A 16,715-nucleotide genomic window follows, 5' to 3' on the forward strand; every position below is an offset into this window, starting at 1 on the left:
AATAGTCAAAAAGTTTTCAAGTCGGGAATTTTGACTTTTAAAATGGTCAAAAACTTTACTTATTCTTAAAATCCATTTTGAAGAATTTTAGAAACTACCTTTAGTTACTACAATCAAGAAACAGAGCTTTTATCTAACAATTCGGCTAGTTGAAAACTTAAATTTTTTCGGGAATAGTGATCAATCGAAGCATTTAAACTAACTTCTCCTGAAGATTCAAATAATTCCCGAAGTCTAACTTGAACCCTTACATGATCAGTATGTGCAATTACTTTATTTGCACCTACAGAAGACAGTATTTTGGAAGCATCTCCATTCGGGTCTCCTAATGCAATTATGGGGATGTTGGTTGCTAAGTATTCAAATAATTTTCCTGGAATATTACCCTGCGCATTTTTTGTATTGGTCAAAATCAACACCAAAGCATCAGCCTTTTCATAAAAGTCAAACACTTCCTCATGGGAGACATATCCGACATAATGCACATGTTTTCTTAACCAGAAATCAGCTGAAATTTGATCTTGAATATGATTACTAACCTTTCCCACAAACGTGAATGAAACCTGATCGCTTACAGATTTGAATTCTTCTTTCATTGCATTCAATAGCGGCATTGGATTTCGAATGGAATCAATAATTCCGGAATAGACTAAGTTTAAACGATTGGGTTCTTTTTTCGCTACCTGGAAATGATCGGGGATATCAGCTGGGTCAAAACCATTGGTTAGAAGTTTTATTTCCCTATGGGCAAGCTTATTCAAGTCTCGCTGAAAAGTAGGAGAAATTGTAGTGATGACATCTGATTCTTTCAACACAGATTTCTCCATTGTCGCATGTTTTCTTCGCACCATTGACTTCATTGGAAGTTTATCCAAAAATTCCCATTGAGACCAAGGGTCACGAAAATCAGCCAACCAAAACACTCCGGTTTTCCGCTTCAGATCCCGACCAATTAAATGCATACTATGCGGGGGACCAGTAGTAATAATAGCTTGGAATTGTCCTGAATTGACTAGGTCACTTAAAAATTTGACAGAGGGTTTGACCCAAAACACTCTTGGATCAGGCACCATTAAATTAGCCCTTAACCAGACAGCTGCTTTCTCAATCCATCCCTGTTCTTTTTGTTCCAAAAGCCTCCCTGGATGACTATTTTTTTTACCACGGATTTTGTCTAGAAGCTGGTAAGGTTCCCATATTGGGAATTTCAATACCTCCAATCTAGGAGAAACTTCATCCAGTAAAGTCTCATCTTTTAAATCGAAATCAGGATTTTCAGGTGTGAAAATTACCGGCTCCCACCCTGCTTCAGGAAGGTACTTGGCGAATTTCAACCAACGTTGAACCCCACTACCTCCACTTGGAGGCCAGTAATACGTGATTATTAAAACTTTTTTTGACATAAAAATTGATAAGATACTAAGAACAGCATAGGAAGCAATTTTTCAAAAAAGGAAATAAAAAAGGGAAATGGTTTCCCAAATCCCTTTTTAAGCCATTTTTTCAAGTTATTCTCCTTGCGCCAAAGAATATCCTCTCACACCATCAAATGTATAGAGGTGCTCGGTTTTGATAAAATCAAAACCTAGATCTTGAATTTGCTTAAGCAAGGCTAATACCATATCATGTGTAATCACCTTTTGATCTGCAGTCTTAAATCTACATCTCCAGTGGTCTGTACAGAATGTTTCTCTCATTCCTTCTGGAAAAACCTTCACTCCTCTATTGGTGATAAGTTGTAATTGTAGCCCATCTACATTGGCTTTTCTTAATCTTTCACCGATCACATTGAAATCCCTGTTATCTTCATCCCAATCGATGAAAACATCAACACCAATGAGTTCTTTCTTCTCTTTTTTCTTTGGTGAAAGAGTGATTTTCATAGGTTCAGTATCCTCTTTATCATAGACTACTGGAGTCATTTTAGTAGGCTTTTGTCCCAATCGGTCAATTACCGCTTGAGCAAACTCTTTAGTCCCTACTCTTTTTGAGGATAATCCTTCCTGATAAATATCACCAGTATGAATCCCATCTTCCAAGGTTTTCATCCAAGCGTTTGAAATTTTTTCGGCCATTTCTGGCATGCCGATATGAACGAGCATCATCACAGCACCATTCAGTAATCCAGATGGATTTGCAATTCCCATTCCTGCAATGTCAGGAGCAGAACCATGAATTGCTTCGAACATAGCTACTTCTTCTCCTACATTCGCAGAACCTCCCAAACCTACTGAACCAGTCACTTGGGCAGCTACGTCTGAAATGATATCACCATAAAGATTCAATGTCACAATCACATCAAAAATCTCAGGTCTTTCAGCGATCAAAGCTGTTCCGATATCAATGATTTTATGATCATTTTCGATTTCAGGATATTCCTTAGCAATTTCATCAAATTTCTTATGGAACAGACCATCGGCCAATTTCATAATATTATCCTTCGTCATACAAGTCACTTTCTTTCTGCCATTTTTCTTAGCATACTCAAAAGCATATCGGATGATTTTCTCAGATCCAGGCTCTGAAATCAACTTTAAAGTCTGATAAACTTCCTGTGTTTGTCTATGTTCAATCCCTGCATATAGATCTTCCTCATTCTCCCTTACAATAACCATATCAGTTTTTGGAAAATGGGTACGCACAAAAGGAGAAAAAGCCCTACATGGACGCACATTGGCAAAAAGTCCAAATGACTTTCTAGTGGTTACATTCAAAGATTTGAATCCTCCTCCTTGCGGAGTAGTTATCGGTGATTTTAAAAACACCTTTGTTTCTCTCAAAGACTCGAATGCATTGGGATCCATTCCTGAAGAAATACCTTTTAGATATACTTGCTCACCTATTTCAATGACATCATATTCCAATGGTGCCCCGGCAGCCTCTAGGATAGACAAAGTTGCTTCCATGATTTCAGGTCCAATCCCGTCACCATAAGCCACTGTGATTTTTCTTTTTGAAGACATAGTTTATAATAGTGGATATAGATAATACTAATTTTCCACAAAAGTAATAAAAATGAGCGAGGGAATTTTGGGTAATTTTAAATAAGATGAATCTATTGACTTATAGCAAAATCCAAGTCAAAAATGAATACTAAACTTAAATTTTTCTAAGTCTCAAAATTTGGGATTGACTACCCTGCTTGTATATTTGTTTTAAACAGATAAACGGTTTATGGCTGAATTCAATAATATTCTGACTGAGGTAAAAGAAGGCGTTCTTTATTTAACAGTAAATAGAGAAGATAAGATGAATGCCCTAAACTTTGATACGCTTGAAGAATTGAAAGCAATTTTTGATGAAGTTGCCGATAGCAAATCTATCAAAGGGGTTATTATTACAGGAGCAGGAGAACGTGCTTTTGTAGCCGGAGCTGACATAAGTGAAATTGCCGAGCTGAACGAAGTAAATGCACGAAAATTTGCCGAAAATGGTCAGGAGATTTTTAGCATGATAGAAAACCTTCATAAACCAGTCATCGCTGTCACTAATGGGTTTACCTTAGGTGGAGGATGTGAGCTTGCGATGGCCTGCCATATGAGAATTGCCTCTGCGAATGCAAAATTCGGTCAACCTGAAGTCAATTTAGGAATCATACCGGGATATGGAGGCACGCAACGACTTACCATATTGATTGGAAGAGGCAAAGCCAATGAATTGATGATGACAGGAGAAATGATTGATGCCAATGAAGCATTAACATTAGGATTGGTAAATCATGTTTTACCTACTAAAGCAGATGCCATAAGTAAAGCTGAAGAGATCATTGAAAAAATAATTAGCAAGGCTCCTTTAGCAATCGGCATGATTATAGATTGTGTGAACGCAGCATTCTTGTCGGACGAAAATGGATTTCAAACTGAAGCAAACTGCTTTGCCCGCTGCGTTAAATCTGGAGATTATAAAGAAGGAACTACCGCATTTCTTGAGAAAAGAAAACCAAATTTCCGAGGAGAGTAATCCCTATTCTCCCTTATGAGTAATTTAAAACAACTTGCCAGCCAAACTGCGATCTATGGTCTCAGTAGCATATTAGGCAGGTCTATCAACTTTTTATTAATCATTGTATATACCGCATACCTCAGCAAAGAGGATATGGGGGCATTTACTGGGATTTATGCATTAATAGGTTTCCTGAACATTGTATTCACTTATGGAATGGAAACTTCATTTTTTAGATTTTCCACAGGAAAGAATCTGGATCCATCTAAAGTTTATAGCACCACTCAATCTCTATTAGTAACCAGTTCCTTGGTTTTAGGATCCTCCATTTACCTAGCTGCTCCAGTTTTGTCAGAATGGATGGAATATCCTGGACAGGCATATCTTTTTAGATGGACTGCTTTATTATTGACGTTCGATGCAATTTTAGCAATTCCCTTCGCCAAACTTCGATTAGAGAATAAAGCCCTCATTTTTGCCAGTGCCAAAATCTTAAACATCTTGATGAATGTTGGGTTCAATCTGATCCTAATTGTCGCTTTCCCATTTATAATTAATGAGGGGATTATTCCAGAAGGATTCCTTGGCTACAGATCTGAATGGGGAGTAGAATACATTCTTCTGGCAAACCTATTTGCAAATGGACTAATTGTACCTTTTGTTTGGTGGAAAGCTGGCATGTTTCGTTTTCAATTGGATTCATCCATCCTCTTTCCTATGTGGAAGTACTCCATCCCACTCTTATTCATGGGACTTGCGGGAGTTACAAATGAACTAATATCCAGACTTTTATTCGAATATTTATTACCAGAAAACTACTACACAGGACTCTCTACCCGTGAAGCCGCAGGAATCTTTGGTGCCAATTTCAAATTGGCCATATTGATGAATTTGGTTATTCAGGCGTTTAAGTATGCAGCAGAACCATTTTTCTTCAAAAAATCCAATGATAAGAATTCCCCTTTGCTCTATGCCAAGGTCATGCACGCCTTCATTGTATTTTGTACCATATTAATGATTGCAATTTCGGTCAATTTAAATTGGATTGGACCTCTGTTTTTGAGAAGTCCTGGTTATGAGGAAGGCTTATTTATCGTACCAACCTTATTAATGGGATATTTACTTTTGGGAATTTATTTTAATCTTTCCATTTGGTTTAAAATTACTGATCAGACCAAATATAGCTTTTGGATCACTTTGGCAGGAGCGATTGCATCCATCGTGATCATTTGGTCCCTGTTGCCAATTTGGGGATATTTTGGAGCTGCCCTAAGTACGTTGGGATGCTATCTGATTATGTGTGTGTTGTGCTTTTTTTATGGTCAGAAATACTACCCAATTCCCTATCAAACTGGTAAAGATATTTTCTATTTGATTTTAGGTTTTGGGATGAGTTATGGAGGGTATTACTTAGACCTTGAACATTTTATAGTAAATTTTATCGTTAAAAATAGCTTAGTATTGATTTTTGGAGCCTTCATCTTTCTCTTAGAAAAAGATCAAATCAAATTCTATTTGAAGCGAAGCACAAAATAAATTATTAATATTTCATCTGCTTTTGGAATCAATTATATTAAATACGTGGTTATCAAAAAAAGATAAAGTGGACAGAATGTCATTGGAATAGCATCCAGCACCTAAAAACCTGTCTATTTGCATAAAAGGCATTATGTTTGTAATCTCAAGCGGAACCCCTACAATACGTGATTTTCAATAAATTCCTTATCATATCTCTAGTTCTGACAATGGTCTCATCCATAGGCTATTCTCAGAAAAAACTTTCGAAAAAAGAGCGAAAAGCTCAGGAAACTGAAGCTAAAACTACTCGCTATTACATTGAAGGTGAGAAATACCTCGTGCTTGGCGAGTTGGATAAAGCTTATTTTTATTTACAAAAATCCTTGGAGTTTTCTCCAGAAGAACCAGCTATTCATTACAAAATTGCGGAAGTTCTTCTTAGGGGTAATAAACCAGAAAAAGCTCTGCCTTATGCAGAAACAGCAGCTAATCTGGATATAGAAAATAAATATTATGCACTGATGGTGGCCGAGATTTACACCAATCTCAAACAGCCGCTGAAAGCAGCAGAAATACTGGATCGATTAACTGCTGATGGGGAACATAACCAACAGTACAACTTAGACCTTGCTTCCATTTATTTAAGTGCCGGGGAATTTGACAAAGCCTTAGTGGTATTGGACAGAGCAGAGGAATACTATGGCATTATGGAGCCAGTTACCACACAAAAACAACGGATATATTTAAGAAAGAACAATCTTGATAAAGCCATCGAAGAAGGTGAGCGCTTAATAGAAGCGAAATCAGGTAATCCAGACTATGTGTTGAACTTAGTAGAGATATTATACAATAATAATCGAAGTGAGCAGGCTTTGGACTTGGTAAATGGGGAGTTGGAAAAATTTCCGAACCAACCAGAATTACACATGGCAGCATATACCCTTCAAAAGGAAAAAGGACAAATAGAAGAGTCGGAAAAATCCATTATCACTGCATTTTCCAATCCTGATTTAGACCCTCTAGTAGAATCTAAGGCCTTTGAATCTTTGATCAATGAGATGCAAACTTCAGGAAGGGATATTTTATTGGACAGGCTAGAAGGTTTGATGCTTCAAAACCACCCCAATGACGCATCTATTTTTGCGGTTATTGGAAAAAGAAGGATGAAAGAAGGAAAAAAAGAGGAAGGAATCGAGAGTTTCAAATCTTCTTTACAAATAGATCCTAAGAATGCTGAGTTATTAGAGCAAGTAATTACCAATTCCTTTGGTGAAAATGCGGACTTCACTGAAGTGGAAAAATTCACAATTATGGGAGTGGATGAATTTCCCGAAAGGCCAGAATTTTGGTTTTATGACGGAGTGATTAAAAATGCCATGAAAAAGGATTCCTCTGCTATTATTTCTTTGGAGAAGTCGATGGAAATCAATGCAGGAAAAAATATCGGGCTAGATCAAGCTACATATGGTGCCTTGGGGAATGCTTATTATAATTTAGGAGAAATAGATAAAGCCTTCGAAAACTTTGACATGGCAATCAAGCTCAACCCAAATGATGAGCAAGTACTGAACAATTACGCCTACTTTTTATCGATTGAAAAGCGTGATTTGGAAAAGGCCAGAAGTATGTCTGAAAAAGTTGTTAAAAGATTTCCAAACAATGGCACTTTCCTTGATACACATGCATGGGTGCTGTTCCAAAGTGGAGACTACGAAGGCGCTAAAAAATACATGGATCTTGCACTAGAACATGAAGCAGAGCCAAGTGGTGTGATGTTGGAACATTATGGAGATATTTTATACCATTTGGGAAAGAAGTCCGAAGCCATCAGCTATTGGAAAAAAGCTGAAAACAGCCCCGAAGCTTCAGACAAACTTCCTCAAAAAATTAAAGAAGGAAAATACCATGAATAAGCTTTTTGCAGGATTAACAATTCTGTTGGCTATTGGATTTTTATCAAGCTGCGCAAAGAAAAATGTAGCTTACCAAAGCAACGGGAAGATGGAAGACTTTTCCCCTTTTTACAATGACTACGATTTTTTATCTGCGAAAGCCAAAATAATAATTGAGGAAGCCTCAGGTAAAATCACTCGTGGCTCCATGAATTTAAGAGCAAAAAAAGACAGTGTCCTATGGTTTACCGTTTCACCAGGATTGGGAATGGAGGCAGTCAGGGGGCTTATAACTCAGGATAAAATCCAAATCAAAGACCGAATAGGTAAAGAAGATATCAACCTCACCTTTACTGAATTTGAAACTATTTATGGATTGAAATTATCCCTGGATCTATTTCAAAATATACTATGGGCAAACCCTCCTATTCCTTTTGATTACAAAGACCGATTGGTTCGAGTAGGAAAAGCATTTGAACTTACTCAAATCCGGGACAAAGTGAGGTATTTCAGTAAAGTGGATGTCAACACTAGAAAAGTATCTGAGTTAGTCAGCAATTCTTTAGATGACCGTGGTTCATTGTTAGCTAGCTTCCCTAATTTTCAGGAAGTAGATTCACAACCATTCCCTTTGGAAGTTCTTTACAAATTGGCCTATCAGCTTCCCGAAGGAAGTCAAAATACCATTATCAATTTGGAATGGAATTCTATTGAACCACACACAGATCCTTTAACCTTCCCATTCAGATTCTGATTTCAATGAATAGGAAAAACCTCATCATTTCTACCCTTCTTTTGGTTTTCATTTGCTGTCTGGCAGTGGATGTATCTGCGCAGACGAAAAAAACCAGAGAGCAACTAGAAAGAGAGAAAGCAGAAGTTCAAGAGCGACTTAGGGAATTTGATAAGATATTAAAGCAAACCACCGCTATCAAGAAGAATTCGATCGGAGAATTGAATGCGGTGACTCGAAAAGTTCAAACTCAATCCAGATTAGTCAACACCCTAGACCGAGAAATTAAATTATTGGATCAGGAGATTCAACAGACTGAATCAAAAATCAAAAAACTAAAACAAGAACTAGTTGACCTGAAAGCCGAATATGCCAGAATGATCTATAATACCTCCAAACTGAATAGAGGGTTATCGATTGTCTCATTCGTGTTTAGCTCAAGTAGTTTCAACCAATTGTACATGAGGTTGAAATACTTAAAACAATATACTGATAATCGGAAACAGCAAGCTGAGCAGATTCAAGCTGTCAGTGTACAATTGGCTGAGGAACAAGTTTCTCTAGATCTGAAAAGAGCCGAAAAAGAAAAGGTGCTTGAAGAAGAAAGGCTTGAAAAGTTGGCCTTGGATAAAGCTAGACAAGAGCAGCAAGGTATCGTGAACAACCTGTCCAAAAAAGAAAAAGAGATTCAGAAGCAAATTGCAGCCACTAAAAAACAGCAGGATCAATTGAATCGTATGATCAAGCAGGTGATCGAAGAGGAAATTAGACTTGCAGAGGCTGCAGCCAAAAAATCCAATAGCAACACTACCAAAAGTGCAGGAAGTAGTATGCCAATGACTCCCGAGGTGGCAGCATTATCAAGCTCATTCGCAGGAAATAAAGGACGCTTACCATGGCCGGTAGAAACTGGATTTATAGCTCAAGGTTTTGGCACTTACCCGCATCCTACTTTGAAAGGAATTACCATGGATAGTGATGGGTTAGATATTCGGACTCAACCAAATTCTAATGTCAGATCAGTATTTGATGGTACGGTCACAAAAATCACAACCATGCCTGGATTTGGCGGAACGATCATCATCAAACATGGGGAATATTATACCATGTATAGTAAGCTTAAAACCATCTCTGTAAAATCAGGGCAATCTGTCAAAGCAAAAGACGTTATTGGACAAGTAGCTACAGGACCTGATGGGCAAGCGGAGGTCCATTTCCAAACATGGAAAGGATTAAATGTAATGGATCCTGCTACCTGGATCACGTCCAAATAGTTTAAATTATCGTATATTTATAAAAAAGAACAACTCTGCACTGATTACTTTGCGTAAGCAGATGACAGTTATATCTTTGCAGGACATTTACCCTTAAACATAATTCATCATGACTACATTGGGTTTCATTCAAAATATGGGCGGAGGTTCGATTGTATTGATCGTACTTGTCGTTCTATTATTATTTGGTGCTAAAAGAATCCCTGAATTAGCACGCGGTTTAGGCCGTGGAATCAGAGAATTCAAAGACGCTACAAAAGACATTCAGAACGATCTTGAAGAAGGGCTGAAAGACAAAAAGAAATAATCCCGTAAGCCAATAGCATTGGAAAAATTCATTTCATTCGACGAAATCAAAAAATCGCTCGAGAAAAAAGAAACTGATTGTAGAGCAATCGTCAATCATTATCTTCAAAACATTAAGACGAAGGCGCACTTAAACGCCTTCGTCGAAGTTTACGAGCATTCCGCATTAGCGCAAGCTGATTTGGTCGATCAAAAGCTTTCTGAAGGAAAAGCCGGGAAACTTGCAGGAATGGTCATCGGGATCAAAGATGTACTATGTCTAGCCGGACATGAGGCCAATGCCTCTTCCAAAATCCTTCAAGGTTTTGAATCTCAATTTACCACCACAGCCATCCAAAGACTGATCGATGAAGATGCCATTATAATTGGCAGGCTTAATTGTGATGAGTTCGGGATGGGCAGTTCTAATGAGAATACTGCACATGGCAAAGTTTTAAATGCTTTGGACGAAAGCCGGGTTCCAGGTGGATCCTCCGGAGGTTCTGCCGTAGCTGTTCAAGCAAATCTCTGTACGGCCTCTTTGGGTACTGACACTGGTGGTTCCGTAAGACAACCCGCAGCATTTACTGGAGTAATAGGGATGAAACCTACTTACTCGAGAATATCAAGATGGGGTTTAATAGCTTATGCTTCCTCTTTTGATACAATAGGCACCTTTACCAAAACTGTAAAGGACAATGCTTTACTTTTAGAGATCATGGCTGGTCATGATGAGTTTGACAGCACATCTTCCAGAAAACCGGTTCTACCCTATAGTCAACTTCTTCATTTTGACAGAAAAGCTAAAGTTGCTTATTTGAAGGAAACCATCGAGTCTCCTTCTCTGCAAGAAGAAATAAAAGAGAATACACTTTCAGTTTTAGAGAAATTAAAATCTGAAGGACATGAAGTTCAGGAGGTGAATTTCCCTTTACTAGATTATATTCTCCCTACCTACTACATCCTTACCACTGCAGAGGCTTCTTCAAACCTTTCGAGATTTGACGGCGTTAAATATGGGTACCGGACTCCAAATGCCCACAATTTGGAAAGCATGTACAAATTGAGCAGAAGTGAAGGATTTGGCGAAGAAGTCAAACGTAGAATTATGCTTGGAACATTTGTTTTAAGCGCCAGCTACTACGACGCCTATTTCACCAAAGCACAAAAGGTCAGAAGGTTAATAAAAAACTTTACTGAAAATCTTTTGAATGATTTTGATTATATTATAATGCCGACAACGCCGTCTACCGCGTTTAAGTTTGGTGAACATAGAGATGATCCAGTGGCAATGTACCTGGAAGATCTTTATACTGTTCAGGCATCTGTATCAGGTGTACCTGCAATCTCTATTCCGAATGGAAAAGATTCCAAAGGAATGCCTATTGGATTACAGGTAATTTGCAACTCATTTAAGGAAGCTGAACTCTTTGCATTCAGCAATTATCTAAGTGCTTTAACCTCTTAAGAAAATTTTTAATGATGAAAAAAAACTGGAACAATCTATTCTTACTTGCGATTATTACTTGTTTGACTCCTTTGTCTCAGGCTTTTTCACAGGACGATCAAAATGTTGCTGCGCCCATATTTTCTGAAGATGAGGTTATCCCCAATTACCATTACGAATACATTCCTGACTTCACTTATAATGAAGTAGCGGAGCGTATATCCAAGATGGACACCGAAATGCCTTTTGAGCTAAATGACAGAATTTTTTCATTCATCCAATATTTCACTGTAAGAAATAGAGATTACACACGCATGGTTTTGGCCAGAAAGGATTTGTTTTTTGACATGTTTGATGAAACCCTCAAAAAACATGAAATGCCAGCGGAAATCAAATACCTTTCCATTATAGAATCTGGACTGGACCCTCAAATTAGATCCCGAGTGGGAGCTATTGGGTTATGGCAGTTTATGCCCGCCACTGGTAGAATGTATGGCATGTATGTCAACAGTGAAGTGGATGACAGAATGGACCCGGAAAAATCCACCGATGCAGCAGCCAAATATTTAAAATCATTGTATAGAATGTTTGGTGATTGGGAAGTAGCCATGGCTGCATACAACTGTGGACCGGGAAATGTCAGACGGGCAATTCGAAGATCTGGAGGAAAAAAGACATTCTGGGGTATTTATAATTACCTTCCTAGAGAAACCAGAAGTTATGTTCCACAAGTACAAGCAATGCTTTACATCCTAAACCATTTGGACGAACACAATCTAAATTTGGAAGACCCCACCTATTACCACACCACAGAGAAAATTCGTTTTGAAAGGGCACTTAACTTAACGAAACTGGCGGAATTAACAGATCTCTGCACCAAAGATTTAGAATCCCTAAACCCATCACTTAAAAGAGGTAAAGTTTCTGATGTCAACAGAAGCATTGCCCTCAATTTACCAAAAGCCAAAGCTTCTTTTGTCAAACAAAACTTAGCTTGGTTAAGTGATTCTCTCAACAACACACCTACCACCTATCTTACTGATAACGGTAAGTTTATGTTGAAACCTGTAGAGGAATTGGCAGAAGAGCCAGAGTTGAATGCCATCACCTACAAAGTGAGATCCGGTGATGTATTAGGTAAAATTGCGTCGAGACATGGGGTTACTGTCACCCAAATAAAATCATGGAACGGTCTTTATTCCAATCTCATTAGAGTTGGCCAGAATTTGACAATTTATTCAAGCAGCACACCAGCAGTGGCTGAAGTAAGAACCAATTCTTCTGGTCAGTTGCTTTACACGGTTCAACCAGGTGATTCTCTTTGGATCATTTCAAGAAAACATGCAGGCCTTACTGTAGACCAAATTAAAAGGTTGAACAATTTAAACAGCAATAACATCAAACCTGGTCAAAAGCTGATTATTGGTTGAAAAAGCAATAGTTTAACTATTTAGCCCCGCTTTTTTAACTCCTTTTAAATTTTTAAGTAAACCAGAATCCTTACTTTTAGTTTTGATAAGTAACTTATTAACACTAATTCACCAGAATATGAGAGCTCTAAAATATATATTCGGAATCCTCAGCATAGGCTTTTTGCTTATTGCCTGTGAAGGAGACCCCAACCGTGCCGACAGTACCAAACCCAAAGCAAGGGGAACTATAGGAGAAATAATTTTGGTCATCGATTCTGCCAAATGGGCTGGCCCTGTTGGAGATGAATTAAGGGATATTTTTGAGGCGGATCTTCCAGGAATGATCAGATCTGAATCAAGATTTAAAGTAAATCGGGTAGACCCTAGAGCTATGACCCGAATTCTAAAAATGTCCACCAATCTTATTTATGTCACCACATTTGATGACAAAGGAGCAGCTAGTCAAGTTATCAATTCCCAATTCTCTAAAGAGTCTAAAGAAAGAGCACAAGCGGACCCAAGTCTCTATACTTTGAGAATGGAAGATGAATATGCCATTGGACAAGAGGTACTATATCTTTTTGGAAATACGGAAGAGGAGCTTGTGACTAACCTTAAGAAAAATAAAGCAAGGTTGATCAACTTGTTTGAAGTAAGAGAAAGAGGAAGATTAGAGAAAATAATTCTTGCCAGAAAAAATACAGCTGCTTCTGCAGAAACAGAAAAGAATTTAGGAATTGAAGTGAATGTTCCTGCTTCCTATCAAATTGCAAAAAGCAAACCTGGCTTCGTTTGGTTGAGACAACCTACTCCTACTGCGAATAGAGCAGACATCAGTCTATTCTTTTATGAGACTGATTACACCAGTGAAGAGCAGACGTTCCCTGCCAATATTGTCAAATTAAGGGATGAAATTACAAGACAAGAGATATTTGGAGATCCAGAAAACCCAAATTCTTTTATGGTTTCCGAAAAACAAATCCCCCCTGCTTTCCGAAACATGGTTATAAATGATAATTTTACGACTGAAATTAGGGGCTCCTGGAAAACTAATAATTTGAGCATGGGAGGCACCTATCTTGGGTACATCATGGTCGACGAAAAGAAAGGAAAATTGTATTACATGGAGGGCTTTGTATTCTATCCGAATGAAGTTCACAGAGACGCACTTCGTGAAATAGAGACCATTCTTCTAAACACAAATGTTAGTTGGACTGAGGAGCAGGGGTCCTGACCCAAACTAACTTAGAGCTTTTATGGCAATTAAAATCCGCAAAGAGGACGCACTCAATTATCATACCCAAGGAAAAGCAGGTAAAATTGAGGTAATCCCAACCAAGCCTTTATCCAGCCAAATGGATTTGGCTTTAGCTTATTCGCCCGGTGTAGCTGAACCTTGTAAAGAAATAGCTACAGACAACGAAAAAGTTTATAAATACACAGCCAAAGGAAATTTGGTAGGCGTAATTTCTAATGGAACCGCAGTATTAGGGTTAGGCGATATTGGTCCAGAAGCATCCAAACCTGTAATGGAAGGAAAAGGCGTTCTTTTCAAGAAATTTGCAGGTATTGATGTTTTTGACATCGAAATCAACGAAAAAGATCCTAAAAAACTAATTCAAACCATTAAATCTCTGGAGCCAACTTTTGGGGGAATCAACCTAGAAGATATTAAAGCCCCAGAATGTTTTGAAATTGAGCAGACATTAAAAAAGGAAATGAAAATCCCTATCATGCATGATGATCAGCATGGTACCGCGATTATTTCTGGAGCTGCATTACTTAATGCATTAGAATTAGTAGAAAAAAATATAAGTGAAATCAAATTGGTCGTAAATGGTGCAGGTGCTGCGGCCATATCTTGTACCAGATTTTACATTACCCTAGGAATCAAAAAAGAAAACATCGTCCTATGTGATATCGATGGAATCTTGAGATCAGATCGTCCTGATTTGGATGAAATCAGAAGGGAGTTCGCCACCGACAGAGATATTTATACCATCAATGATGCCTTGGTTGGTGCAGATGTGTTTTTGGGACTTTCTGCCGGAAATGTAATTTCTCAGGACCAATTGAAACTAATGGCAGACAATCCGATTGTTTTTGCCTTGGCTAACCCAGATCCTGAAATTGCCTATGATCTAGCGATAGCTGCTAGAAAGGATTTAATTATGGCCACAGGAAGGTCTGATCATCCTAATCAGGTAAATAATGTGTTGGGTTTCCCTTATATCTTTAGAGGAGCACTTGATGTAAGAGCTACTGCTATCAATGAAGAAATGAAACTTGCAGCAGCTCATGCAATTGCGAAACTTGCCAAAGAGCCTGTTCCAGACATTGTAAACAAAGCTTATGGGGAAGATAAACTAGGTTTTGGAAGATTTTATTTGATTCCTAAACCATTGGACCCTCGCCTGATCACCACGATTGCTCCTGCTGTTGCAAAAGCAGCAATGGATTCCGGTGTAGCAAAAAGCCCAATTATGGACTGGGAAACATATGAGCTGGAACTTCAAGAAAGAATAGGCATTGATCAACGCTTGATGTCTGTTGTCATCGCAAGAGCTAAGAAAGATCCTAAACGTGTGGTATTTGCTGAAGCGGACAACAGAAAAATCCTGAAGGCAGCACAGATTCTGAAAGATGAAAAAATTGCCATTCCAATCCTTTTAGGTAACAAAGAACGGATTCTGACCCTCATCGAAGAAAACTCATTGGATTTACAAAATGTCACCATTATCGATCCAATGGAAGACAGCAAAAAACTATCTCAGTTTGCGGATATTCTTTTTGAAAAACGTCAAAGAAAAGGAATGACTTATGGAGACGCTTCCAGATTAGTAACTCAAAGAAATTACTTTGGAGCTATGATGGTGGAAACAGGGTTAGCGGATGCATTTATTTCTGGTCTTACTAGAGATTATCCTAAAACCGTTCTCCCATCCTTACATACCATTGGAGTCAGACCAGGCACCAAGCGAGTGGCAGGGATGTACATCATGAATACCAGTAAAGGTCCCTATTTCTTTTCTGACGCCACAGTAAACTTGAATCCAACTGCTGAAGAACTGGTAGAAATAATTGGTTTGACCGCTGAGGCTGTTAAGTTCTTTAACATCGAACCAAGAATTGCGGTGCTTTCTTATTCCAACTTTGGCTCTGCTAAAGGAGATATTCCTGACAAAATGGCTAAAGCTACAGCCATGGCTAAAGAAAAATATCCTGACTTGATTATTGAAGGAGAAATGCAAGCCAATGTGGCGCTTAATGATGAAATACAAAAGGAGATGTATCCATTCTCCAAATTGATCAACAAAAAGGCCAACACCTTAATTTTCCCAGATTTGAGTTCTGGAAATATTGCCTACAAACTTTTGGCTGAATTAGGAAATTCTGAAGCTATTGGTCCAATTCTTTTGGGAATGAACAAGCCTGTACATATACTTCAATTAGGTAGTTCCATTCGAGAAATTGTAAATATGGTTGCAGTGGCCGTTGTAGATGCTCAATCTAATGGAAAATCATGATAGACTATCTTAACGGAAGGCTGGTATTTAAAGACCCTACTTATGTGCTCATAGATATAGGAGGTATTGGATACCATGTCAAAATATCATTACAAACATACTCTGCCATTAAGGATGAGGAGCAAATCAAGCTCCTCACCTATCTTCATATTAAAGAAGATGCCCATACGCTGTATGGATTTAAAGAAGAGGCTGAAAAAAGGCTGTTCTTGCTATTGATCTCCATCAATGGCGTAGGCCCTAATACAGGCTTAATGATCTTATCATCCTTAAATACCAAAGAAATTGAACATGCAATTCTTTCTGGAGATGTGGCTACCATCCAGCATGTCAAGGGCATTGGAGCTAAGACAGCCCAGCGCATCATTTTGGAGTTGAAGGATAAAATAGGAAAAGATGTGGGTTCAGATGCTACCTCTTCCCAAATTGGATTTTTAAAATCTGACAATAAAGTTCGTGAAGAAGCGTTAAAAGCCTTAATTACTCTTGGTTTCCCAAAAACAGCTGCTGAAAAAAACATCACTGCTGTATTGAAAAAAACCACTGGAGAAATTTCTTTAGAAGAATTAATTAAAGCATCTTTAAAGACACCATAATTTGAAGCTGCATTGAACTTTCGGAAGTTACTGACTTTTTGCAGGAGGAGGTATTTCGGTGGTTTGCCCAAATACTTCATCCTGTTTGG

13 protein-coding genes are annotated in these 16,715 nt (G+C 38.2%); 11 read left to right on the top strand and 2 right to left on the bottom strand.

The window, feature by feature from the left end; translation table 11 throughout:
- Positions 1-113: 113 nt before the first annotated feature.
- Positions 114-1,403 carry a glycosyltransferase family 4 protein gene (locus JYB62_RS08910; RefSeq protein WP_205645042.1) on the bottom strand — a complete coding sequence of 430 codons (1,290 nt, stop codon included), beginning with the start codon at positions 1,401-1,403 and terminating at the stop codon, positions 114-116.
- A 105-nt stretch (positions 1,404-1,508) separates the two neighbouring features.
- Positions 1,509-2,963, bottom strand: coding sequence for an NADP-dependent isocitrate dehydrogenase (locus JYB62_RS08915; protein ID WP_205645043.1), 1,455 nt, complete (start codon positions 2,961-2,963; stop codon positions 1,509-1,511).
- A 211-nt stretch (positions 2,964-3,174) separates the two neighbouring features.
- Between JYB62_RS08915 and JYB62_RS08920 the strand changes: the two genes are divergently transcribed.
- The 11 genes from JYB62_RS08920 to ruvA all read left to right on the top strand — a co-directional run bounded on the left by JYB62_RS08920 (position 3,175) and on the right by ruvA (position 16,626).
- The gene (locus tag JYB62_RS08920) at positions 3,175-3,960 is read left to right on the top strand and encodes an enoyl-CoA hydratase/isomerase family protein (RefSeq protein WP_205645044.1); all 786 of its coding nucleotides are present in this window, start codon (positions 3,175-3,177) and stop codon (positions 3,958-3,960) included.
- 15 nt (positions 3,961-3,975) lie between these two features.
- A complete protein-coding gene (locus JYB62_RS08925; protein WP_205645045.1) occupies positions 3,976-5,478 on the top strand; it encodes a polysaccharide biosynthesis C-terminal domain-containing protein in 1,503 nt (500 codons plus the stop codon).
- A 209-nt stretch (positions 5,479-5,687) separates the two neighbouring features.
- Positions 5,688-7,373 (top strand): tetratricopeptide repeat protein, encoded by a 1,686-nt coding sequence (locus JYB62_RS08930; RefSeq protein ID WP_207758597.1) that lies wholly within the window; start codon positions 5,688-5,690, stop codon positions 7,371-7,373.
- Positions 7,366-8,106: a DUF4292 domain-containing protein gene (locus JYB62_RS08935; RefSeq protein ID WP_205645047.1), complete on the top strand. Its 741-nt coding sequence runs from the start codon at positions 7,366-7,368 to the stop codon at positions 8,104-8,106. Before JYB62_RS08930 ends, JYB62_RS08935 begins: the two co-directional genes overlap by 8 nt.
- Before the next feature lie 5 nt (positions 8,107-8,111).
- Positions 8,112-9,359, top strand: coding sequence for a murein hydrolase activator EnvC family protein (locus tag JYB62_RS08940; RefSeq protein WP_205645048.1), 1,248 nt, complete (start codon positions 8,112-8,114; stop codon positions 9,357-9,359).
- Between the two features lie 109 nt (positions 9,360-9,468).
- Positions 9,469-9,666: a twin-arginine translocase TatA/TatE family subunit gene (tatA, locus tag JYB62_RS08945; protein WP_074223171.1), complete on the top strand. Its 198-nt coding sequence runs from the start codon at positions 9,469-9,471 to the stop codon at positions 9,664-9,666.
- A gap of 18 nt (positions 9,667-9,684) precedes the next feature.
- The gene (gene gatA, locus JYB62_RS08950) at positions 9,685-11,112 is read left to right on the top strand and encodes an Asp-tRNA(Asn)/Glu-tRNA(Gln) amidotransferase subunit GatA (RefSeq protein ID WP_205645049.1); all 1,428 of its coding nucleotides are present in this window, start codon (positions 9,685-9,687) and stop codon (positions 11,110-11,112) included.
- A gap of 11 nt (positions 11,113-11,123) precedes the next feature.
- Positions 11,124-12,521, top strand: a complete 1,398-nt coding sequence (locus tag JYB62_RS08955) for a LysM peptidoglycan-binding domain-containing protein (protein WP_243431478.1) — start codon at positions 11,124-11,126, stop codon at positions 12,519-12,521.
- A gap of 118 nt (positions 12,522-12,639) precedes the next feature.
- Complete coding sequence (locus JYB62_RS08960) at positions 12,640-13,737, top strand: DUF4837 family protein (protein WP_205645050.1); 1,098 nt, start codon at positions 12,640-12,642, stop codon at positions 13,735-13,737.
- Positions 13,738-13,759: 22 nt separating this feature from the next.
- Complete coding sequence (locus tag JYB62_RS08965) at positions 13,760-16,030, top strand: NADP-dependent malic enzyme (protein WP_205645051.1); 2,271 nt, start codon at positions 13,760-13,762, stop codon at positions 16,028-16,030.
- Complete coding sequence (gene ruvA, locus JYB62_RS08970) at positions 16,027-16,626, top strand: Holliday junction branch migration protein RuvA (protein WP_205645052.1); 600 nt, start codon at positions 16,027-16,029, stop codon at positions 16,624-16,626. The genes JYB62_RS08965 and ruvA overlap by 4 nt, the downstream gene beginning before the upstream one ends.
- Positions 16,627-16,715: the final 89 nt, after the last annotated feature.

The organism is Algoriphagus lutimaris, assembly GCF_017051705.1.
Classification (GTDB): Bacteria; Bacteroidota; Bacteroidia; order Cytophagales; family Cyclobacteriaceae; genus Algoriphagus; species Algoriphagus lutimaris.

Excerpts from the sequence above, each read along its gene's own strand:
- JYB62_RS08910 (WP_205645042.1), bottom strand. The coding sequence starts at position 1,403 with ATGTCAAAAAAAGTTTTAATAATCACGTATTACTGGCCTCCAAGTGGA.
- JYB62_RS08915 (WP_205645043.1), bottom strand. The coding sequence starts at position 2,963 with ATGTCTTCAAAAAGAAAAATCACAGTGGCTTATGGTGACGGGATTGGA.
- JYB62_RS08920 (WP_205645044.1), top strand. The coding sequence starts at position 3,175 with ATGGCTGAATTCAATAATATTCTGACTGAGGTAAAAGAAGGCGTTCTT.
- JYB62_RS08925 (WP_205645045.1), top strand. The coding sequence starts at position 3,976 with ATGAGTAATTTAAAACAACTTGCCAGCCAAACTGCGATCTATGGTCTC.
- JYB62_RS08930 (WP_207758597.1), top strand. The coding sequence starts at position 5,688 with ATGGTCTCATCCATAGGCTATTCTCAGAAAAAACTTTCGAAAAAAGAG.
- JYB62_RS08935 (WP_205645047.1), top strand. The coding sequence starts at position 7,366 with ATGAATAAGCTTTTTGCAGGATTAACAATTCTGTTGGCTATTGGATTT.
- JYB62_RS08940 (WP_205645048.1), top strand. The coding sequence starts at position 8,112 with ATGAATAGGAAAAACCTCATCATTTCTACCCTTCTTTTGGTTTTCATT.
- tatA (WP_074223171.1), top strand. The coding sequence starts at position 9,469 with ATGACTACATTGGGTTTCATTCAAAATATGGGCGGAGGTTCGATTGTA.
- JYB62_RS08955 (WP_243431478.1), top strand. The coding sequence starts at position 11,124 with ATGATGAAAAAAAACTGGAACAATCTATTCTTACTTGCGATTATTACT.
- JYB62_RS08960 (WP_205645050.1), top strand. The coding sequence starts at position 12,640 with ATGAGAGCTCTAAAATATATATTCGGAATCCTCAGCATAGGCTTTTTG.
- JYB62_RS08965 (WP_205645051.1), top strand. The coding sequence starts at position 13,760 with ATGGCAATTAAAATCCGCAAAGAGGACGCACTCAATTATCATACCCAA.
- ruvA (WP_205645052.1), top strand. The coding sequence starts at position 16,027 with ATGATAGACTATCTTAACGGAAGGCTGGTATTTAAAGACCCTACTTAT.